Origin of the sequence: Peribacillus acanthi (assembly GCF_003073175.1) — a bacterium.
In the GTDB taxonomy this organism is placed as follows: domain Bacteria; phylum Bacillota; class Bacilli; order Bacillales; family DSM-1321; genus Bacillus_BN; species Bacillus_BN acanthi.
Genome location: NZ_QBBX01000012.1, coordinates 13,727 through 36,503, shown reverse-complemented (window position 1 = coordinate 36,503; position 22,777 = coordinate 13,727). Strand labels below are relative to the sequence as shown.

The window sequence follows — 22,777 nt, the reverse complement described above, 5'->3', positions numbered from 1 at the left end:
CCTAAAATCTTGTGATATAGTGTATTAGAAGATGACGTGGTCTGACCACTTAGGATTATTGGTTAGATTGTTGATAATCTAAGGAGTGAATTACGTTGACATTAAGAGAAGAAGCTTTGCACATGCATCGCATCAACAAGGGAAAGCTAGAAACGGTATCTAAGGTGCCTGTTCGAAATGCAAATGACTTAAGTTTAGCTTATTCTCCAGGTGTGGCAGAGCCTTGTAAGGATATTTATGATAAACCAGAAACGGTATATGACTATACAATAAAAGGCAATACAGTCGCAGTAGTTTCAGATGGTACAGCAGTTTTAGGGCTTGGAAATATTGGTCCTGAAGCAGCACTTCCAGTTATGGAAGGGAAAGCTGTTTTATTTAAAAGCTTCGCTGGTGTCGATGCTTTTCCAATCTGTTTGAAAACGACAGATGTTGAAAAAATCATTGAAACAGTAAAGTTAATGGAACCAACTTTTGGTGGAGTTAACCTTGAGGATATAGCAGCGCCAAACTGCTTTGTTATAGAAGAAAGATTGAAAAAAGAAACAAATATTCCAATTTTCCACGATGACCAGCATGGAACAGCCATCGTAACTGTAGCTGGTTTAGTGAACGCATTAAAACTTATTGGAAAATCAATGTCTGAAATAAAAGTTGTCGCGAACGGAGCGGGAGCTGCTGGTATCGCAATTATCAAACTTCTATATAGCTATGGTGTTCGAGACATCATCATGTGCGACTCAAAAGGAGCTATCTACGAGGGTCGCCCATTTGGCATGAATGACATCAAGGATCAAGTTGCAAAAATTACAAATCGCGACAAACTGTCTGGAAGCTTAGAAGAAGTTATGCGAGGAACAGATGTTTTTATTGGTGTTTCAGTCGCTGGTGCTCTGACACAGGACATGATTCGCTCTATGAATGTAGATCCGATTATTTTTGCTATGGCTAACCCTGTACCAGAAATCATGCCGAGTGAGGCAAAGGAAGCAGGAGCTAAAGTTGTAGGGACTGGCCGTTCGGATTTCCCTAACCAAGTAAATAACGTATTAGCATTCCCGGGTATTTTCCGTGGAGCTCTTGATGTTCGTGCAACACATATAAACGAAAAAATGAAAGTCGCTGCTGTAGAAGCAATTGCAGGACTAATTGAAGAATCCGAATTGAATGCAGATTATGTAATTCCTGCACCATTTGATCCTAGGGTCGCACCAGAAGTGGCTGCAGCGGTTGCGAAGGCAGCAATGGAAACAGGTGTTGCGCGTTTAAAGGTAGATCCAGAAGAAATAAAAGAAAAAACACGTAAACTTGCCATTATCGGAAAAGAGTGAATGTAATTTTGACAACTAATTCAAATGCTTCCTCTAAAATATATTTAGACATTGTCGAAAAACTTCGAGCAATGATTGATGCGGACGGACTTGTACCAGGAGATAAAATCCCCTCAGAAAGGGAGTTATCGGACCGACTTAGTGTAGGTCGGTCTTCAGTCCGTGAAGCATTGCGTGCCTTGGAATTGCTAGGCCTAATTGAAACAAGACGTGGAGAAGGAACGTACATCAAGAACTTCCAAGAGCATCGACTAGTAGACTTGCTTGGAGCTTTTTTTCTTCAAGATAAAAAAACAATCGATGATCTCTCCGAAACGAAACAATTAATCGAACTGGATTGCCTAAAAGTTTTAATTCATAGGTCTCAAAAGGAAGAAATAGACCAATTGATTCATTGGGCCAATAGTCATTCTTTCGATGATTCCTCCTTTTTTGAAGCCATTGCTACTAAAACTCCCAATAAGTTGTTAGAACGAATTTGGCGAGTGATCCATTCGTATGATCGATCAACCAAAAGGGATGTTACAACTGCAGATAAGGATTCGTATTTAGATCTTTTAGAAGCATTACAAGTTAAAGAGGAATCAAGAATGGTAGAGACCTATTTATATAGAATCAGAAAATTGTCGAAACCACACTGACACGTTTTTACAATCTTTTTATTTTCTGTCGTGTAAAGTAATAGGACAGGCATGATCTGGAGATTTAACGACAAAGGGAGGATTCCTCTTGCTTAAAGAGCTATTTTCAAAATCTAAAAAGAAAAAGTATGCAACTATTCCTTCTGAGCGTGATAAGCAGGATGTGCCCGAAGGAATCATGACAAAATGTCCAAACTGTAAAAAAATCATGTATACGAAAGAACTTTTAAAAAATCTGAAGGTATGTTCTCATTGTGGTTACCACCATCGAATGAATGCTTTTGAAAGAATAGACAGCTTGTTTGATCTGGACACCTTTGTCGAATTGGATTCAGAAATGGTTTCTGAAAATCCACTTGGTTTTCCTGATTATTTGGAAAAGCTTGAAAAGGATAAGGTGAAGGCGAACTTAAACGAAGCGGTAATGACAGGAACAGGCACTATGGAAGGCATGAAAGTGGTTGTGGCAATTATGGATGCCAATTTCCGTATGGGAAGTATGGGTTCAGTTGTCGGAGAAAAAATCACTCGTGCCATTGAAAAAGCCCATGAATTAATGGTTCCGTTTATTATTTTCACAGCTTCTGGTGGTGCAAGAATGCAAGAAGGAATACTTAGCTTGATGCAAATGGCAAAAACAAGTGCAGCGCTTAAACTATTCAGTGAAGATGGTGGTTTGATTATATCAGTCATGACCCATCCAACAACTGGAGGAGTTTCAGCGAGTTTCGCTTCACTTGGTGACTATAACCTTGCAGAGCCTGGTGCTCTTATTGGTTTTGCAGGAAGAAGTGTTATTGAGCAAACCATTCGTGAAGAACTCCCAGAAGATTTCCAGACTTCCGAGTTCCTATTAAAGCACGGTCAATTAGATGCAGTTATACCAAGAACTGAACTAAAAGAAAAGCTAGTAACGATTTTAGAAATCCATACCCCGGGTGGTGACATTCAATGGTAGGAGAATTAGAGTTTGAACGTCCAATCATAGAGCTTCGTAAGAAAATCGATGAATTGAAAAGTTTGACAGAAGAAGCTGAGGTTGATTTATCTTCTGAGATCGAAAAGCTTGAAGGTAGACTCGAAAAACTTGAAAACGAAATTTATGACAATATGAAACCTTGGGACCGTGTTCAGGTAGCTAGACACCCTGGAAGGCCAACCACATTAGATTATATTTCCTATTTGTTCACTGACTTTTTTGAGTGTCATGGTGACCGTGGTTTTGCTGATGATGCTGCTATTGTTGGTGGAATTGCAAAATTTAAAGGTCTGCCGGTAACGATCATTGGTCATCAGCGTGGTAAGGATACGAAAGAAAATATTCGACGTAACTTTGGCATGCCACACCCTGAAGGTTATAGAAAAGCATTGAGACTTATGAAGCAGGCTGAAAAGTTTAACCGACCTATCATTTGCTTTATCGATACTAAAGGGGCTTATCCTGGTAAAGCAGCAGAACAAAGAGGTCAAAGTGAAGCCATTGCAAAAAATCTTTTTGAAATGGCAGGACTGAAGGTGCCAGTTATCTCGATTGTTATCGGGGAAGGTGGAAGCGGTGGAGCTCTTGCACTTGGAGTAACTGATAAAATCTATATGTTGGAAAACTCTACTTATTCTGTAATTTCACCAGAAGGCGCAGCAACAATCCTTTGGAAAGATGCTACATTAGCCAAAAAAGCAGCCGAAAGTATGAAAATCACTGCACCAGATTTAAAAGAGCTTGGAGTAGTGGATGAAATCATTCCTGAAGTAAAGGGTGGGGCTCATAAGGATCCTAAACTTCAATCTATACTAATGGGTGAAGTAATTATGGCATCCTTAAAAGATCTCATGAAAAAGGATGAGCGAAAACTAATTCAAGACCGTTATCAAAAGTTTAAACAAATTGGTAAATTTTCGGAGTCCAAAGAATATTCAGAAGTGAAATAATACCATAATATATTATTTGCGTGTTGCCTTTACCGGCAACACGTTTTATCTATTTAGAACATTTTAGTAAGTGAAACGCTTTCAATTTAAAGACAATTAAAATTTTGTTAAAAGATGAATAAATATGCTTTACGAATAGGTTCAAGTACCTTAGAATGAGAAACGCGAGAATCGGAATTACAACATCGAGAACTGTAAAATCTAGAGGTACATATGACTTGTTCAGTAAAAAAGAACAAAATAAAATCTCTAGTTTTTGCAAAGGATATAATAGGATTGATTTTGGGTATATGTACATAAAGCGAATTCCTCCAACCTTTTTTAAGGAAGGAATGTAACTAGGGGTGAAGATATTGAAACGTATTGGTGTTTTGACTAGTGGGGGAGACTCTCCAGGAATGAACGCGGCTGTAAGGGCGGTCGTACGTAAAGCGATTTATCACAATCTAGAAGTATTTGGGATTTACCACGGATACCAAGGGTTGATTAATGGTGATATCCGAAAACTAGAATTAGGATCTGTAGGGGACATCATCCAGCGTGGGGGCACAATGCTCCATTCAGCTCGATGTCTAGAATTCAAAACAAAGGAAGGTCAACTTAAAGGGATTGAGCAATTAAAGAAACACGGGATAGAAGGAATTGTCGTTATTGGTGGAGATGGGTCTTATATGGGAGCAAAAGCTTTGACTGAACATGGATATCCATGTGTCGGTGTACCCGGAACTATTGATAATGACATACCCGGCACTGAATTTACAATTGGTTTTGATACAGCACTGAACACTGTCATTGATGCAATCGATAAAATAAGAGATACAGCGACATCTCATGAAAGAACTTTTATCATCGAGGTTATGGGTCGTAATGCTGGGGACTTGGCTCTTTGGGCAGGTTTAGCTGGTGGTGCGGAAACTATCATTATCCCAGAAGAAAATTTCAATATTGATGACATTGTCTCAAAATTAAAGCGTGGACATGAGCGTGGGAAAAAACATAGTATCATCGTAGTTGCCGAGGGTGTAGGTAGTGGTATCGAAATCGGAAAACAAATTGATGAACTTTTAAATATTGAATCTCGAATATCTGTTTTGGGCCATGTTCAGCGAGGAGGATCTCCCACAGCGGTCGACAGAGTATTAGCAAGCCGATTAGGTGCAAGAGCAGTGGAACTCCTGATTGAAGGTCAAGGTGGCCGTGCCGTTGGAATTGAAAAAAATCAGTTGGTTGACTATGACATCATTGAAGCATTATCAAAAAAACATCTGATTGATATGGAAATGTATAAATTATCTCAAGAATTGTCCATTTAATCTAATTTAGTTAAAGGAGGAATACTATTCATGCGCAAAACGAAAATTGTTTGTACAATTGGGCCAGCAAGTGAAACGGTTGAAAAACTTTGCAGTTTAATTGAAGCTGGAATGAATGTATCAAGACTGAATTTTTCTCATGGAAGTCACGAAGAGCATGCTGCAAGAATTCAAAATATTAGAAAGGCATCTGAAAAGACCGGCAAAAATGTTGCCATCCTACTAGATACAAAAGGTCCTGAAATTCGGACACATAATATGGAAAATGACGCGATTGAATTGAAAACTGGTTCTCAAGTCATTATTTCTATGAAAGAAGTTTTAGGTACAGCAGAGAAATTTTCCATTACATATGATGGATTGATTGAGGATATTCACGTAGGTACAAGAATCTTGCTTGATGATGGATTAATTGGATTAGAAGTCACAAAGATTGATCGTGATGCTAGAGAAATCCATACAAATGTATTGAATAGCGGAACTTTAAAGAATAAAAAAGGCGTGAACGTACCAGGAGTAGCGGTAAATCTTCCAGGTATAACAGAAAAGGATGCACAGGACATTATTTTTGGTATTAGCCAAGATATTGACTTCATAGCTGCTTCTTTCGTACGACGCGCTTCGGATGTATTGGAAATTCGTGAACTACTAGAAAAAAATAATGCATCTCACATCCAAATCATTCCTAAGATTGAAAACCAAGAAGGCGTAGATAAAATTGATGAAATTCTTGAAGTTTCCGATGGTCTAATGGTCGCACGTGGGGATTTAGGTGTAGAAATTCCTGCTGAAGAAGTTCCATTGGTTCAAAAAGACTTAATCAAGAAATGTAATGCCTTGGGCAAGCCTGTTATAACAGCTACCCAAATGCTTGATTCTATGCAAAGAAATCCTAGACCAACACGTGCAGAAGCTTCAGATGTTGCGAATGCGATTTTTGATGGAACGGATGCAATCATGTTATCGGGTGAAACAGCTGCAGGAAGTTACCCTGTTGAGGCTGTCCAAACGATGAACAACATTGCTTCACGCGCTGAAACAGCTTTGAATCATAAAGAAATTTTATCAATGCGTAGTAAAGACAATGAGTGTAATATTACGGATGCCATTGGGCAATCGGTTGCACATACAACATTGAATTTAGATGCAGGAGCCATCATCACTCCTACAGAAAGTGGTCATACTGCACGCATGATTTCAAAATATCGTCCTAAAGCTCCGATTGTGGCTGTTACTTCAAACGAACGTGTTTCACGACGATTGGCACTAGTGTGGGGAGTCTATCCTCAAATTGGACCGAGAGCAAATTCTACTGACGATATGTTGGATATCGCCATTCAAGAAAGCTTAAATTCTGGGCTCGTTTCACATGGGGATCTTGTAGTAATTACTGCTGGTGTGCCAGTTGGAGAAACAGGTACAACAAACTTAATGAAAATCCATGTACTAGGAAATACAATCCTTAAAGCACAAGGAATCGGTAGAAAATCTGCAACAGGAAAAGTTGTCCTTGCAAAAAATGCTGAAGAGGCTATTAAAAAAGTCACTCCAGAAAGTGTGCTTGTCACGTTAGGTTCGGATAAAGAAATGATGCCTGCAATAGAAAAGTGTGCAGCATTGGTAACTGTTGAAGGTGGTTTAACAAGCCATGCCGCTGTCGTAGGGCTAAGTTTAGGTATCCCAGTTATTGTCGGAGCTAGCGAAGCGATGACATTACTTAAGGAAGGCCAAGAAGTGACGGTTGATGCTTTACGTGGCTTCATTAATGAAGGCAAGGCAAGCGTTTTATAAATTAAAAAAATGCCTGAATCGATACATGATTCAGGCATTTTTTTCTGTACTTTAAAGATTCTTGTATCTTTTTATCTTCTGGCTCGTACATGTATAATGAGAAAGAAATCTTACAGGGGAGAGTCTAAAAATGAGATACTTGTTATTATTTTTAATTATTATACCTGCTGGAGAAATTGCAATTCTTCTAACAGCAGGTAAAACGATCGGAGTCTTCCCTACCATTCTCTTAATTATTGCGACCGGTATTACAGGTGCCTATCTTGCAAAACAACAAGGTCTTGAAGTAATCCGACAGGCACAGAGACAAATGCAATATGGTCAGATGCCAGAAAACACCATAATAGACGGGATTTGTATCTTAGTAGGTGGAGTACTACTATTAACACCCGGTTTCATTACTGATTCGATTGGTTTCATCCTTTTGCTACCACCTACTCGAGCCATGATAAGACCCTTCATTATACGGACATTCCGGAATATGATTAATAAAGGTAATATAAAAATCATACGATAAAAGGCTGACCTCAGGTCAGCCTTTTGAATGGATGTAAAGTCTATTTAATACTCTTTGTTTTTTCCTAAAATGAAACTCCAAATATCAGTGAAAACGTTACTTTTATGAAGCGTATTGATTATTACTAGTGTCACTGGACCAACAATCAGGCCGAGGAAACCTATCAGTTTAAATCCAACGAATAAAGCGACTAAGGTAGCTAATGGATCTAAACCAATACTCGATGAAAGAATCTTCGGTTCCATGATCTGCCTTTGAACGAGTACAACGATATATAGGACTCCCAGACCAACTGCCAAATTCATTTCCCCTGCTATAACTTCATATATAATCCACGGGACAAATACAGCTCCTGTTCCCAAGTATGGTAGTATATCAACAAATCCCGCAACTAATGCAATGGTAATGGCGTACTCCACCCGTAAGACAAGCAACCCTATTAATACGATGATTGTTGTGATAGAAATAAGAGTTAATTGTGCCTTTATAAAGCCAAACAAAGCTTTTCTCAAATCTTCGAAGATTTTTGAGCCACTTTGCTTCATTTTGTTTGGAGTAAAACGACTTGCTAATCTACGTAAACGATACCAGTCTTTACTTATGAAAAATGTTGCTAGGAGGGAAAAAATCAAAACCGTTGCTGCACTTGGAAACCATCCTATGATAATTGGGATATTTGAAAAAAAGTTTTGAATAAAATCACCAACAGTCGTTCCAATGTTCTTGCCTGCGTTTTGGACATTTTCCATAATAGTATCTTGTTGTCCAGCTTCAAGGTTATTAAACAGCGTGGTAAATTGATGATACATAGGAATGATTTGTGTGCCTATAAATTGCTCTGTATAATCTATGAGGACTTCAATATGTTGAGGTACAACCCTTGCCAGATAATTGGCACCTGAAACAATTTCGGAGACTAATAGTACGATTAAACCAGTAAAGATGGCAATAATCAGTATGAGTGCTGCAAACACTGAGAGAGATCTTGGCATTCTAGTTTTTTTCTCAAAAAAATCAACGAGGGGATTAATCATAAATGCGATAATCAAACCAATAATAAATGGGTAGGTAACTTTAGAAGTATAATATATGGTAATGGCACATAAAGCCACTATACCAATGACTAAGAACAAGCGTACGAACCGATAAATGTATGTAGGGTTCAAAGCAGTGCCTCCTTTTTGATTCCTTTTATTTATTGTACTACGTATATAAAGAAAAAAAGTTTCTTTTGAAAATAAATTCTGAATTTTATCTAGGGAGGGAAGGGCCGTTCATGAGTGGTTCTTTATTATTTTTGACTCTTTTATTGGTAGTGGGGTGGATTGCGAAGAATCCTTCTTTAATGGTGGCATCTGGATTTCTACTAATAGTGAAGGTGATTGGGCTTGGTGATAAGATTTTTCCTTTCCTTCAAGCAAAAGGAATAAATCTTGGAGTAACAGTCATAACGATTGCTGTTCTTGTTCCAATTGCCACAGGAAGCATTGGATTCAAACAATTAGTTGATGCTATCAAATCACCTTATGCATGGATAGCTTTAGGGGCTGGAATAGCTGTAGCTCTTATAGCTAAAAGTGGCCTAACATTATTAGTGGATGATCCACATATTACGACTGCTTTAGTATTTGGTACTATACTAGCTGTTGCTTTATTCAATGGAGTGGCTGTCGGCCCGTTAATAGGAGCGGGAATTGCTTATTTAGCCATGAAAGGATTTGAATTTTTCAAGTCATATTTTTAACTTAACCATAGTGTTAAAGCTTTGCTGGTATAGACTTTTTCTTTCTTTCTTCTATTATATATTTTTTTCAATTTACATCATTTTGCAATCTTTTATAACATAAAACCTTAATTAGCTTGTTAATACGTTAGGAATTATTCAGTAGGATGAATCTTTACGCTTTTTTTCATTAAATTAATAAACCATAAAGATGTTTTTCTGGTAAAATAATAATTTTTTCACATTTTAAGTTCTTTTCATTCACAAAAATCAGATAATTGTTTATAATAGGACATGTAAGCGGTATCCTTTTACAAGATTTAGAAAAAGGTCTAATTATTATTATGATTTGGTCTTAAAGCCATTTGAAATGAATGAGCAATCGCTCAGGGATGTTGTTTATGATTGAGCGCTTATGGGTAAAAATGAAAGAGTTATGCAGTAATCTAATTCAAGTGGATTAGTATTCTTATATTGTTAACGCTTTCAGTTAGCGGACATTAGTTCGCTCATATATATAATGGTCAGGCCTATTATCCACTGCCTGTCGCATTACTTAAATAATAGATAAAAAAATGAAGTGGGTAAGGGGATTTTTAGAAAAGGAGAGATTCTACTATGACAGTGACGAAAGGTCTCGAAGGTATTGTTGCAACAACTTCATCAATTAGCTCAATTATTGATGACACACTAACTTATGTAGGCTATGACATTGATGATTTAGCTGAAAACGCAACTTTTGAAGAGGTTATTTACTTATTATGGCATCGTCGCCTTCCTAATAAGGAAGAATTAAAGGAGCTAACAGCACAGCTTGCTGAAAATATGGATGTTCCAAAGGAAGTTTTAGATCACTTTAAGACTTTCCCAATTCAAAGCGTACACCCAATGGCTGCTTTACGTTCTGCTATTTCAAACCTTGGCTTGTATGATGCAGAAGCAGATGTAATGGATAAAGAAGCAAACTATAAAAAAGCAATCCGTTTACAAGCTCAAATTTCTACAATCGTTACTGCATTCGCTAGAATCCGTAAAGGTTTAGAGCCTGTGTCCCCTAAGAAAGATTTAAGCTTTGCAGCTAATTTCCTTTATATGCTAAGCGGGAAAGATCCTTCTGCCATTGAAGAAGAAGCATTCAACAAAGCTCTAGTCCTACATGCGGATCACGAATTAAACGCTTCTACCTTTACTGCACGTGTTTGTGTGGCTACACTTTCAGATGTTTATTCTGGTATTACCGCTGCAATCGGTGCTTTAAAAGGTCCTCTTCATGGGGGAGCAAATGAAGCGGTAATGAAAATGTTAACTGAGATTGGGTCTGTTGAAAATGTAGAATCCTACGTAAAAAACAAACTCGATAATAAAGAAAAAATCATGGGCTTTGGTCACCGTGTATACCGTAATGGAGATCCACGTGCTAAACATTTAAGAGCTATGTCAGAGAAGCTTACAAAATTGACTGGACAATCACAGTATTATGAGATGTCAGTGAAAATCGAAGAGCTTGTGACTTCACAGAAGCCACTTCCTCCAAACGTAGATTTTTATTCTGCGTCTGTATATCATAGCCTAGGAATCGATCACGATCTATTCACACCAATTTTTGCAGTCAGCCGTACTTCTGGTTGGTTAGCTCATATTCTAGAGCAATATGATAACAATCGTCTCATCCGTCCACGTGCAGAATATACAGGTCCTGGTATGCAAAAATACGTTCCAGTGGATGAAAGATAAGACTACAGATTGTTCAAAACCATTGTAATATAGTAAATTAATAATTGTAGATAAAAAGGTTAGGGGCATAAGCGTGTTTATGCCTTCTAACCTTTGATATTGGAATTGGAGGGTTTAGTATGAGTCAAGGTGAAAAAATTACAGTTTCTAATGGGGTTTTAAATGTACCTAATAATCCGGTGATCCCTTTCATTGAAGGTGACGGAATTGGTCCTGATATTTGGGCTGCAGCTTCAAAAGTTATCGAAGCAGCAGTTGAAAAAGCATATAACGGGGAAAAGAAAATCGTTTGGAAAGAAGTTTTAGCAGGTGAAAAGGCATTCAACCAAACTGGTGAGTGGTTACCACAAGAAACTTTAGATCTAATCAACGAATACTTAATCGCAATCAAAGGTCCTCTTACGACTCCAGTTGGTGGTGGAATTCGTTCTCTAAACGTAGCACTTCGTCAAGAGTTAGATCTGTTTGTATGCTTACGTCCAGTTAGATATTTTGATGGTGTTCCTTCACCAGTTAAGCGTCCAGAAGATACTGATATGGTTATCTTCCGCGAGAACACAGAAGATATCTATGCTGGTATCGAGTATGCTAAGGGCTCTGATGAAGTTAAGAAGTTAATTGACTTCCTTCAAAATGAAATGGGAGTTTCAAAAATCCGTTTCCCTGAAACTTCTGGAATTGGAATTAAACCAGTTTCACAAGAAGGTACAGAACGTCTAGTACGTGCAGCTTTAAATTATGCAATTAAAGAAGGTCGTAAATCCCTTACTTTAGTACATAAAGGAAATATCATGAAATTTACTGAAGGAGCTTTCAAAACTTGGGGTTATGAGCTTGCTGAAAGAGAATTCGGTGATAAAGTATTCACTTGGGCTCAATATGACCGCATCAAGGCTGAACAAGGTTCCGAAGCTGCTAACAATGCACAAGCAGCAGCTGAAGCAGAAGGCAAAATCATCGTGAAGGATTCCATTGCGGACATCTTCTTACAACAAATCCTAACTCGTCCAAAAGAGTTTGATGTTGTAGCTACAATGAACTTAAATGGTGATTACATCTCTGATGCCCTAGCAGCACAAGTTGGTGGTATTGGTATTGCTCCAGGAGCAAACATTAACTATGAAACAGGCCATGCAATCTTTGAAGCTACACATGGAACTGCACCGAAGTATGCTGGATTAGATAAAGTTAACCCATCTTCAGTGTTACTTTCTGGTGTATTAATGCTTGAACACCTTGGATGGAACGAAGCTGCTAAAATGATTATCAATTCAGTTGAAAAGACGATTTCTTCTAAAGTAGTAACTTATGACTTTGCTCGTCTAATGGATGGAGCTACAGAAGTGAAATGCTCTGAATTTGCTGATGAGTTAATCAAAAACTTAGCATAATTCCTATATCTTTTTCGTAGACTGATAATTGGCAATCGCTATTTATCAGTCTACTTATACTTGATTGGAAAGATGACAAGGGAGGAATAAAACAATGGCAGCATTAACACGCAAAAAAATTTCCGTTATCGGTGGAGGATTTACTGGAGCAACCACTGCATTTTTATTAGCTCAAAAAGAACTTGGAGATGTAGTGCTAGTTGATATCCCTCAAATGGAAAACCCTACAAAAGGAAAAGCGTTAGATATGCTTGAGGCTGGACCGGTTCAAGGATTCGATGCAAACATCACTGGTACTTCAAGTTATGAAGATACTAAGGATTCTGACATCGTAATCATCACAGCTGGAATCGCACGTAAGCCTGGAATGAGCCGTGATGATTTGGTTCAAACTAACCAAAAAATTATGAAATCAGTTGCTCAAGAAGTGGCTAAGCATTCTCCAAACAGTTTTATCATTGTATTGACTAATCCAGTTGATGCTATGACGTACACAATCTTTAAAGAGAGTGGCTTCCCTAAAAATCGAGTTATCGGACAATCAGGTGTGCTTGATTCTGCACGTTTCCGTACATTCGTTGCACAAGAATTGAAAATGTCTGTGAAAGACATTACTGGTTTTGTACTTGGTGGTCATGGTGATGACATGGTTCCTTTAGTGCGCTATTCTTATGCAGGTGGAATTCCATTAGAAACATTAATTCCAAAAGATCGTTTAGATTCTATTGTAGAACGTACTCGTAAAGGTGGAGCTGAAATCGTAAACCTACTTGGAAATGGTAGTGCGTATTATGCGCCAGCTGCTTCCTTGGTTGAAATGGCGGAAGCAATCCTTAAAGATCAACGACGTGTACTTCCTGCAATTGCTTACCTTGAAGGAGAATATGGAATGGAGGGCATTTACCTTGGTGTTCCTACAATCCTTGGTGCAAACGGAATCGAACAGGTTATTGAATTGGAACTTACAGAAGATGAAAAAGCTGCACTTGCAAAATCAGCGGATTCAGTTCGTAATGTAATGAATGTACTTGCATAACCAACAATATGAAAAAAATTCGGGGACGCTTTCCCCGAATTTTTTTCAAAATAGAATAAGTTTGAAGTTTATAGTTGATTCGTAAGATATTATTTTTTTGACCAATGCAATGTAAGCCTTTACATTTTTGTGGTAGTTCTACAATACTTTCGGAGGTGTTGATCATGCTATTAGGTAAAAAACGAAAACTCGGAAGAATCATTGAAGAAATTAAACCTGGTGAGAAGCTTAGTCTCACAGAAAAAATTGAGGACAAAGATTTATTATTATACTTAGGGTTAACGAATGATGCCAATCCTTTATACATACAACATGATTACGCATCCATGACATCGTTCAAAAAGCCTATTGTACCAAATATTATGTTGTTAGGAATCATTACATCTGCAGTATCTAAGTATTTACCTGGACCTGGAAGTAATATCCTAAAGCAGGATATTAATTTTGTTAAGCCTGTCTATCATTATGGGACTGTAAAATTCCTTTTTGAAGTAACAGAAGTGAATGTAGTTGGACATACTGTTACAATCAAAATTGAAGGAAAAAATGAAGAAGAGCAAACGGTCCTTGATGGTTCCATGGTTGTTTGTCCACCAAAATCAGTTGATGGATCAGACGGACATGCTTTAGAGAATTTTTAATAACAAGTAATCAAGCAGAATGTCATTTTTGATGTTTTGCTTTTTTTATTGGACAAGGGGCAGAGCTACGCTAATGCATATAAGAATTTTTTTCTGATTTCACGGTGAGATTAGTAATGGTCAGCTGCGTTCATACCACCTTCTTTGAGTCACAATCTGTAATGACTCGGTTGAGGATGGTTTTTTGTATAAATTATTATTATAATGAAATTGGATGTGGTCTTTGGGGTTAATACACTTTTCTTGGGAGGATTTTATGCTTAAAAAAGTATTAGTCGTGGATGATGAACAGTCAATCGTAACCTTGCTAGAGTATAACTTAAAGCAGGCAGGATACGAAGTCATCACAGCTTGTGACGGTGAAGAAGGTAGAAATCGGGCAATGGAAGAAAAACCGGATATTATCGTTCTCGATTTAATGCTTCCGAAATTGGATGGAATTGAAGTCTGTAAGCAACTTCGGCAGCATAAAATGATGGTTCCTATCATCATGCTGACTGCTAAGGACGATGAATTTGATAAGGTACTTGGATTGGAGCTAGGTGCTGACGACTATATGACAAAACCGTTTAGTCCAAGGGAAGTTGTTGCACGTGTTAAAGCCATCTTACGCAGATCATCAATATCACCAGAACAATCTCCAGTAGAAAAGAACGAAGAGCAAGATGAGCAAATCAAAATTGGTCACCTTCTTGTATTTCCTGATAGATATGAAGCTTATTTTTCTGAAGAAAAGCTTGAATTGACTCCAAAGGAATTTGAACTCTTATTATTCTTAACGCGTAATAAAGGGCGAGTATTGACTAGGGATCAGTTATTAAGTTCAGTTTGGAATTATGATTTCGCTGGTGATACGAGAATAGTGGATGTCCATATAAGCCACTTACGTGAAAAAATAGAAGTCGATACAAAGAAGCCTAAATATATTAAGACAATCCGGGGATTGGGGTATAAATTTGAGGAGCCTAAAGTGGAATGATGAAGTTTCGCTCTAAGCTTTTCGTTACGCTCGTTTTGCTGATTCTAATTGTTATGCTGGGACTAGGTATTTTGCTTGGCCAGCTTTTTAAATCGTACTATTTTAATGCTTTTAATAATGGAATCAAACATGAATTGAATGTGCTAGTGAATTATATTGAGGAAAATGGTGGGGTCGAGGCGTTCCTTGAAGATAAAAAAGCCTTGGAAATTTTCTCATCTTTTGATACTAGTCTTGCAATACTTTCACCAAAACAACAAATTTTGTATCATACATATCATTATGAAGATTTTTCCTTAGCAAAACATAAAGCTATTTTAAAAGAAATAGTCAATACCTCCGATCATGATGGGTATCAAGTGGTTAAAGGAAATTTTGATTATCACTATTTCTGGATGCCCATCAAGGTAAAGGGTGAGGTTGAAGGATTTGCTGTAGTGAGCAGTCAATTGGCGGGGATGAAGCAAATTAATTTTCAAATGTGGTGGATTCTGTTTGTTAGTCTCAGTGCGGCTCTAATCATCATTTTAATTATCGGGAGTAGAATTGCGACTAAGTACACGAAACCAATAGAAGCCGCAACAAATACTGCGATAGAATTAGCGAAGGGGAATTTTCGAGCACGGACATATGAGGAAACCGGTAGCGTAACGGCAATGTTAAGTACTTCAATAAACATACTTGCAAGGAATCTTCAAGAGATGGAAACAGCAAGGGAAATGCAACAAGATAGACTGGCGACATTGATAGAAAATATCGGTTCTGGAGTACTATTAATTGACAGTCAAGGTTATATCACATTGTTTAATAAATCATATAAACAAATATTTAAAATAGAGAGTCATGAATTTCTTTATAGGCTTTATTATGAAGTCATTCCCTATAAGGAAGTAATCCGATTAATTGAAGATATATTCATGACTGAAAAGACCGTCAAAAAACAATTCATTCTGCCTATGAAATTCGAAAGAAGGCATTTTGAAGTGTATGGTGCCCCTATCATTGGAACTAATGACGAATGGAAAGGTATTGTTCTTGTATTTCATGATATTACTGAAATAAAAAAGCTTGAACAGATGCGGAAAGATTTCGTAGCGAATGTTTCTCATGAATTAAAAACACCTATTACCTCCATTAAGGGATTTTCTGAAACTTTACTTGATGGTGCGATGGAAGATAAGGAAACACTCGAACATTTTCTTACAATAATATTAAAAGAAAGCGATCGATTACAATCACTTATTCAAGATTTATTAGACCTTTCAAAAATCGAACAGCAAGGCTTTTTAATAAATTTCCAAAAACTTGATTTAATCAATCTTCTTGAGGAAACCAGTTTGATTTTCGAAAGAAAGGCAGAAAAAAAAGGAATAAAGTTTAAGGTTCACCCTTATCCACTACCTGTGATTATCGAAGGAGATACATTGCGTTTGAAGCAAATCTTCATCAATTTAATTAGCAACGCTATAGCTTATACACCTTCACGGGGAGAAGTGGGAGTTTTTGTCCGTGAAGAGGAAGAAACGGTATGTGTAGAAGTGAAGGATACAGGTATGGGAATTCAAGCAGATGAGCTTCCTAGGATTTTTGAGAGATTTTATAGAGTGGATAAAGCAAGAAGTAGGAACTCTGGGGGAACAGGTCTCGGACTTGCTATTGTCAAGCATTTACTGGAAGCCCATAAAGGAGATATATCAGTGAAAAGCACACCTGGAAAAGGGACATCATTTTTTGTTAAGCTACAAAAATCAATCTTAGGAAATAAAGGGTAATCTTAACAAATAATTTACACTTCATTCATCTTTGCTTAATAACCAGCAAATACAATGTGTAGTGAAGACCCCTTCATCCAAGGAGCCTAGAAAAGACAAGGACACGACCCCGTCCTTGTCTTTTCGCTTTTTTGGATAATGCTTTTTTCTTCCTAAAACTACTCCATAATTATCTAGTGTGAATCTCTTTTTCTCCCGTAGATGTTTTCCTGAAAAATCGAAACTTTTTCTTCGCTTCTACGTAAATACATTATAGGAATATCATTGCATCTAATGAATGTGGATGAAAGAGATGCGAAAAATAGAAGATGGATAAGTTTGAGTGCAAGTATCATAGCCAATTGTCCAAACTTTAATCCAGAAGGGAGAAATAGGATGGTAAGTCTAAAAAGAATTTATATTATCACAGGAACAGTATTATTATCCTTACTTATTATCAATGTTGCCATTACTACTTGGTATACAGTCGATGAATCTGACCAAGCGGTAGTCATGACTTTTGGGGATGTGCAGGATACAATTACTGACCCAGGTTTACACTTCAAGCTACCATGGCCCATCCAGTCAGTAGAAAAGTTATCGAAAGAAACATTTTCTCTGCAATTTGGGTATCAACAAGGAGAAGATGGGGAGATCAAAGAGTTTCCTAGGGATACAAAAATGATAACGGGTGATGAAAATATTGTTTTGGCAGATCTAGTGGTCCAATGGAAAATAACAGATCCGCCAAAATTTTTATATAACTCAGATGCTCCTGACAAAATCTTATATAATGCGACATCATCTGCTCTTCGTAGTACGATAGGTAGTGCAAAAATTGACGATGCCTTGACATCCGGAAAAGCAGAAATAGAGGCAGATGTGAGAGATTTACTGTCTGAGTTAATTACAAAGTATGATATTGGAATATCAGTGCTTGCAGTCAAATTACAGGATGTAGAATTGCCAAATCAAGATGTACGGAAGGCATTCACGGATGTTACGGATGCCCGTGAGACGATGAATACAAAAATCAATGAAGCTAGGAAATATGAAAATAAACAAATGAATGAAGCGTTAGGAGAAAAAGACGCAATCATTTCTCAAGCAAATGGTGACAAAGCTGCTCGTATAGAACAAGCTCGTGGGGATGTAGCAGTTTTTAATAAATTATATGAAGAATACAAGAAGAGTCCTGAAGTCACAAAAGACCGCCTAGTCATTGAAACGTTAGAACAAGTGCTTCCGAAAACAGAGATTTATATTATGAATGACGATGGAAATACTATGAAATATTTCCCTATCCGACCATTGGATAAGGAACAGCCAAAAGTTCAAGAGGAGGGGAAGAACTCCAATGAATAATGAAACGGGCAACAACAATGGAACAGTTATTGATATTAAAGACGCTAAAGCTAATGGTTTTCAGTGGAAAGGATATATGAGACTTGGTGTATTCTTCCTTGTTTTAATCCTCATCTTCCTATTAATAATCCGCAATATATATATCGTAAAAGAAGGCGAATACAAAGTGGTCCGCCAATTCGGTGAAGTAGTTAGGATTGATAGTACGCCAGGTTTGAAATTCAAGTTCCCATTTATCCAAAGTGTAACAACTCTGCCAAAATATCAAATGACTTATGATGTTTCAGAAGCGGAAATTAACACAAAGGATAAAAAAAGAATGCTTATCGATAATTACTCTGTGTGGCGTATCGAAGATCCCAAAAAGATGATTTCAAATGCTAGAACGGTGGAAAAAGCTGAATCCAAAATGGAAGAGTTCATTTATTCCGTTGTTCGATCCGAACTTGGACAATTAAATTATGACGAAATCATCAATGATGAAAAATCATCTCGAGGCAGTGTCAATGACCGTGTTACAGAGCTGGTGAATGAAATGTTGTCTAAAGATAATTATGGGATTGTCGTAACCGATGTACGCATGAAACGTACCGATCTTCCTCCTGAGAATGAACAATCTGTTTTCAAAAGAATGATTTCTGAGCGTGAATCTAAAGCCCAAGAATATCTTTCGATGGGGGATGCTGAGAAAAATCGTATCGTTGCCGAGACAGATCGTCAGGTAAAGGAGATAATCTCAAAGGCCCAAGCGGACGCACAAGTCATACGTGCCCAAGGGGAAGGGGAAGCAGCGCGTGTATATAACCAATCATTCTCAAAAGATGCGGACTTCTATAACCTATATCGCACCCTTGAATCCTACAAGAAAACAATCAATGGAGAAACTGTAATCGTATTACCATCCGATTCACCTTATGCAAACTTACTAATGGGTGGACAATAACTCATACTTAAAAGGTACTCAGGAAGATCATGTCATGATGGGCTTCTTAAGTACCTTTTTATTTTTTTGAAGATGAAGTACTTTAACTCCCTATTTTTCTTTCTCCTAATAGACATGATAAAATAGACGTAACTAATAGAAGCTTGCATGTAACAGTAAGTTCACAAGGAGGGTTCAACTTGACCAAAAAAGTCGTTTTAATAGATGGGAATAGTATTGCATACCGTGCTTTTTTTGCTTTGCCACTTTTGAACAATGATAAAGGGATACATACGAATGCGATTTATGGTTTTACCATGATGTTGTCAAAAATTTTAGAAGATGAGAAACCGACTCACGTATTAGTGGCATTCGACGCAGGAAAGACCACTTTTCGTCATGCAACTTTTAAAGAATACAAAGGTGGCAGACAAAAAACTCCACCAGAGCTCTCAGAGCAATTTCCTTTCATTCGTGAACTTCTTGACGCCTATGGCATTTCAAGATATGAATTGGAAAATTATGAAGCAGATGATATTATCGGTACCTTATCTTTGGAGGCTGAAAAGGAAGGATTTGAAGTAAAAGTCATTTCTGGAGACAAAGATTTGACACAGCTTTCTTCACCAAAGACTACAGTATGTATAACTCGGAAAGGTATCACAGACATAGAAGAATATACTCCAGACCATATACAAGAAAAATATGGGATCACACCGGAGCAAATCATCGACATGAAGGGGTTAATGGGAGATTCATCTGATAATATCCCAGGTGTTCCAGGTGTCGGGGAGAAAACCGCACTTAAGCTCCTTCATCAATTTGGAACATTAGAGGCTCTCTTAGAGAACATTCCAAACGTTTCTGGGAATAAGTTAAAGGAGAAGCTTGAAGAACATAAAGAAATGGCTGTATTGAGTAAACAATTAGCAACTATTACTCGAGAAGCACCTATTGATATTAGTTTAGATGCAATCTCATATAGTGGCTTTGAACCAGCTAAGGTAGCTCCTCTATATAAAGAGCTAGGATTCAATTCTTTACTTGATAAATTGGATTACAGTGATGATAGTGACATGTCCGACCAAATGGAAGATATTACAGTACAGTACGTTACTTCAGTTGAGGAAGGATTTTTCGCTAATGAAAATGCCTTCTATATTGAAATGTTAAACGAAAATTATCATCGTGAAAATATTATCGGTTTTTCCATAGCCAATGAAACTGGAATTTATTATATTCCAACAGAAGTGGCCTTAAAATCCGACTTGTTCAAAAAATGGATTGAAGACCCTTCTAGAAAAAAAGCAGTTTACGATGCGAAGAAGTCCTGGGTTGCATTAAAGCGACATGGTATGGATCTTCAAGGAATCGATTTTGATATCTTTATCGCGTCCTACATATTGAACCCTTCTGAATCAGGTGATGATGTATCTGCCATTGCAAAGCAGCAACTAAATTTACACCTTCCGTCAGATGAAAGCTTTTACGGAAAAGGTGCGAAACAATCTGTGCCTGAAGAAAGTGAATTAGGCGAGTTCCTTGGTAGAAAAGCAGATGCTTTATATAGGCTTGAAGAAGTAATGAGTGCTACCCTTTTGGATAACAACCAATATAGTTTATTAAAAGAACTAGAGATGCCACTTTCTTTAATACTTGCGGAAATGGAACATCAAGGGGTAAAGGTAGACGTCGAATATCTCCAGGATATGGGGAAAATGATGACGGAACGATTAAAGGAAATGGAAGAGCGAATCCATGAATTAGCAGGTGAGAATTTCAATATTAATTCACCGAAGCAACTGGGGGCAATCTTATTTGATAAGTTGAAGCTTCCAGTTGTTAAGAAAACCAAAACAGGATATTCCACTTCCGCAGATGTATTGGAGCAGTTAGAGGACAAGCATGAGATTGTCCGACAAATCCTGGATTATCGTCAGATTGGAAAATTGCAATCCACCTATATTGAAGGATTATTGAAGGTTATAGACCGAGACACTGGGAAAGTTCATACTCGATTCAATCAAGCGCTAACTCAAACTGGGCGCTTAAGTTCCATCGATCCCAATCTTCAAAACATACCAATTCGTCTTGAGGAAGGTCGTAAAATTCGTCAGGCTTTTGTCCCTTCTGAAGAGGGCTGGCTCATTTTTGCAGCAGATTATTCACAAATTGAGTTGCGTGTCTTGGCACATATTGCAGAAGACAAGGGATTAATTGAAGCCTTCCAAAGCGATATGGACATCCATACAAAAACAGCCATGGACGTTTTCCATGTCGAAAAGGATGAAGTGACGTCGAACATGAGACGTCAAGCAAAAGCGGTCAATTTCGGAATTGTGTACGGAATCAGTGATTATGGACTATCCCAAAGCTTGGGAATTACCCGGAAGGAAGCGGCTACTTTCATTGAGAGGTACTTAGAGAGTTTCCCTGGAGTAAAAGAGTATATGTCTGACATTATTCAAGATGCTAAGCAAAAAGGATATGTTTCTACATTGCTGCATAGGAGAAGATACTTGCCTGAAATCACAAGTCGGAATTTCAATATACGCAGCTTTGCAGAACGCACTGCAATGAATACTCCAATACAAGGTAGTGCGGCTGACATCATCAAGCAAGCTATGATAGGAATGAATGACCGTTTAAAGAAAGAAGGTTTAAAAGCACGATTACTATTAACCGTTCATGATGAATTGATTTTTGAAGCACCAGAGGAAGAAATTGAAATTTTAAAGATTATCGTACCTGAGGAAATGGAAAGCGCTCTTGAACTGAAAGTACCATTGAAAGTGGATTATTCCTATGGTCCTTCCTGGTACGATGCAAAATAAATATTAAGGAATGGAGGGTTATAGGTATGCCTGAGCTTCCTGAGGTTGAAACGGTCCGAAAAACATTGGAACATCTTGTTATCGGAAAAACGATTACTAAAGTGGAGGTTCTTTGGCCAAAGATTATCAAAGAGCCGACAGAAATTGAACAATTCCAAGATGCACTGGTCGGAGAGGAAATCGTTGAGATTGGACGTAGAGGAAAATTTCTTATCATTTACACGACGAAGTTCGCTCTCATTTCTCATTTGAGAATGGAAGGGAAATATGGAGTTTTCTCAAAGGCAGACTCGGTTGAGAAGCATACACATGTCATTTTTTCTTTCGAAGACGCTACAGAGCTAAGATATAAGGACGTTCGGAAGTTCGGTACGATGCACCTGTTCTTAAAAGGGAAAGAATTTGATAGTCTCCCACTCTTGCATTTAGGTCCGGAGCCTTTATCAGAGGAATTTACCACACAATACTTAAAAGAGACTTTAAAAAATACAAAGAGATCCATTAAAACATCTTTGTTGGATCAAACAAAAGTTGTCGGAATCGGCAATATTTATGTTGATGAAGCATTATTTCGGGCCAGGATTCATCCAGAGCAAATAGCTTCAACTTTGTCGGATTTTGAATATGAAAAATTAGTTCATGAGATAAAGGAAACTTTGTCTGAAGCAGTGAAACAAGGCGGTAGCACGATTCGATCTTACCTTAATTCACAAGGGCAAATCGGTATGTTTCAACAGCAATTACTGGTTTATGGCAGAAAAGGGGAGAATTGCACGAACTGTGGAACTCCTTTAGAGAAATTGAAGGTCGGTGGAAGAGGCACACATATTTGTCCAATCTGCCAGCCACTTTCAACTAGGGTGGATTAAGCCACACTAT

At 37.7% G+C, this 22,777-nt stretch carries 19 protein-coding genes; 18 read left to right on the top strand and 1 reads right to left on the bottom strand.

From position 1 onward, the window contains the following. Nucleotides 1–95: 95 nt before the first annotated feature. The 7 genes from ystJ (at nt 96) to DBX25_RS13125 (ending at nt 7,522) form a co-directional block, all read left to right on the top strand. Nucleotides 96–1,331, top strand: a complete 1,236-nt coding sequence (ystJ, locus tag DBX25_RS13155; RefSeq protein ID WP_108671269.1) for an NADP-dependent malic enzyme — start codon at nt 96–98, stop codon at nt 1,329–1,331. An 8-nt stretch (nt 1,332–1,339) separates the two neighbouring features. Continuing rightward, nucleotides 1,340–1,972, top strand: a complete 633-nt coding sequence (locus DBX25_RS13150) for a FadR/GntR family transcriptional regulator (RefSeq protein ID WP_240620300.1) — start codon at nt 1,340–1,342, stop codon at nt 1,970–1,972. Between the two features lie 88 nt (nt 1,973–2,060). Then, nucleotides 2,061–2,930, top strand: coding sequence for an acetyl-CoA carboxylase, carboxyltransferase subunit beta (gene accD, locus DBX25_RS13145; protein ID WP_108671268.1), 870 nt, complete (start codon nt 2,061–2,063; stop codon nt 2,928–2,930). Next, nucleotides 2,924–3,901 (top strand): acetyl-CoA carboxylase carboxyl transferase subunit alpha, encoded by a 978-nt coding sequence (gene accA / locus DBX25_RS13140; protein WP_108671267.1) that lies wholly within the window; start codon nt 2,924–2,926, stop codon nt 3,899–3,901. The genes accD and accA overlap by 7 nt, the downstream gene beginning before the upstream one ends. A gap of 353 nt (nt 3,902–4,254) precedes the next feature. Then, nucleotides 4,255–5,214 carry a 6-phosphofructokinase gene (gene pfkA / locus DBX25_RS13135; RefSeq protein WP_108671266.1) on the top strand — a complete coding sequence of 320 codons (960 nt, stop codon included), beginning with the start codon at nt 4,255–4,257 and terminating at the stop codon, nt 5,212–5,214. A 30-nt stretch (nt 5,215–5,244) separates the two neighbouring features. Next, entirely contained in the window at nt 5,245–7,005 is a 1,761-nt protein-coding gene (pyk, locus tag DBX25_RS13130) for a pyruvate kinase (RefSeq protein WP_108671265.1), read from the top strand. 130 nt (nt 7,006–7,135) lie between these two features. Then, nucleotides 7,136–7,522, top strand: coding sequence for an FxsA family protein (locus tag DBX25_RS13125; protein ID WP_108671264.1), 387 nt, complete (start codon nt 7,136–7,138; stop codon nt 7,520–7,522). A 44-nt stretch (nt 7,523–7,566) separates the two neighbouring features. Here the strand turns inward: DBX25_RS13125 and ytvI are convergent, their stop codons facing one another. Then, the gene (ytvI, locus tag DBX25_RS13120) at nt 7,567–8,688 is read right to left on the bottom strand and encodes a sporulation integral membrane protein YtvI (protein ID WP_108671263.1); all 1,122 of its coding nucleotides are present in this window, start codon (nt 8,686–8,688) and stop codon (nt 7,567–7,569) included. Nucleotides 8,689–8,798: 110 nt separating this feature from the next. Between ytvI and DBX25_RS13115 the strand changes: the two genes are divergently transcribed. From DBX25_RS13115 to mutM, 11 genes are all read left to right on the top strand, one after another. Next, on the top strand, nt 8,799–9,266 hold the full coding sequence (locus tag DBX25_RS13115) for a DUF441 domain-containing protein (RefSeq protein ID WP_108671262.1): 468 nt from the start codon (nt 8,799–8,801) through the stop codon (nt 9,264–9,266). Nucleotides 9,267–9,863: 597 nt separating this feature from the next. Further along, complete coding sequence (gene citZ, locus DBX25_RS13110) at nt 9,864–10,979, top strand: citrate synthase (protein WP_108671261.1); 1,116 nt, start codon at nt 9,864–9,866, stop codon at nt 10,977–10,979. A 119-nt stretch (nt 10,980–11,098) separates the two neighbouring features. Further along, the gene (gene icd / locus DBX25_RS13105) at nt 11,099–12,370 is read left to right on the top strand and encodes an NADP-dependent isocitrate dehydrogenase (RefSeq protein WP_108671260.1); all 1,272 of its coding nucleotides are present in this window, start codon (nt 11,099–11,101) and stop codon (nt 12,368–12,370) included. A 94-nt stretch (nt 12,371–12,464) separates the two neighbouring features. Continuing rightward, nucleotides 12,465–13,406 (top strand): malate dehydrogenase, encoded by a 942-nt coding sequence (gene mdh / locus DBX25_RS13100; protein ID WP_108671259.1) that lies wholly within the window; start codon nt 12,465–12,467, stop codon nt 13,404–13,406. Between the two features lie 164 nt (nt 13,407–13,570). Then, a complete protein-coding gene (locus tag DBX25_RS13095; protein ID WP_108671258.1) occupies nt 13,571–14,047 on the top strand; it encodes a MaoC/PaaZ C-terminal domain-containing protein in 477 nt (158 codons plus the stop codon). Between the two features lie 256 nt (nt 14,048–14,303). Continuing rightward, on the top strand, nt 14,304–15,026 hold the full coding sequence (locus DBX25_RS13090; RefSeq protein ID WP_108671257.1) for a response regulator transcription factor: 723 nt from the start codon (nt 14,304–14,306) through the stop codon (nt 15,024–15,026). Next, nucleotides 15,023–16,798 carry a two-component system histidine kinase PnpS gene (gene pnpS, locus DBX25_RS13085; RefSeq protein ID WP_108671256.1) on the top strand — a complete coding sequence of 592 codons (1,776 nt, stop codon included), beginning with the start codon at nt 15,023–15,025 and terminating at the stop codon, nt 16,796–16,798. The genes DBX25_RS13090 and pnpS overlap by 4 nt, the downstream gene beginning before the upstream one ends. 375 nt (nt 16,799–17,173) lie before the next feature. Continuing rightward, complete coding sequence (gene hflK, locus DBX25_RS13080; protein ID WP_108671255.1) at nt 17,174–18,142, top strand: FtsH protease activity modulator HflK; 969 nt, start codon at nt 17,174–17,176, stop codon at nt 18,140–18,142. A gap of 76 nt (nt 18,143–18,218) precedes the next feature. Next, nucleotides 18,219–19,085 (top strand): protease modulator HflC, encoded by an 867-nt coding sequence (gene hflC, locus DBX25_RS13075; protein WP_420812953.1) that lies wholly within the window; start codon nt 18,219–18,221, stop codon nt 19,083–19,085. Between the two features lie 179 nt (nt 19,086–19,264). Beyond that, complete coding sequence (gene polA / locus DBX25_RS13070) at nt 19,265–21,898, top strand: DNA polymerase I (RefSeq protein ID WP_108671253.1); 2,634 nt, start codon at nt 19,265–19,267, stop codon at nt 21,896–21,898. A gap of 26 nt (nt 21,899–21,924) precedes the next feature. Then, nucleotides 21,925–22,767 carry a DNA-formamidopyrimidine glycosylase gene (gene mutM, locus DBX25_RS13065; RefSeq protein WP_108671252.1) on the top strand — a complete coding sequence of 281 codons (843 nt, stop codon included), beginning with the start codon at nt 21,925–21,927 and terminating at the stop codon, nt 22,765–22,767. Nucleotides 22,768–22,777: the final 10 nt, after the last annotated feature.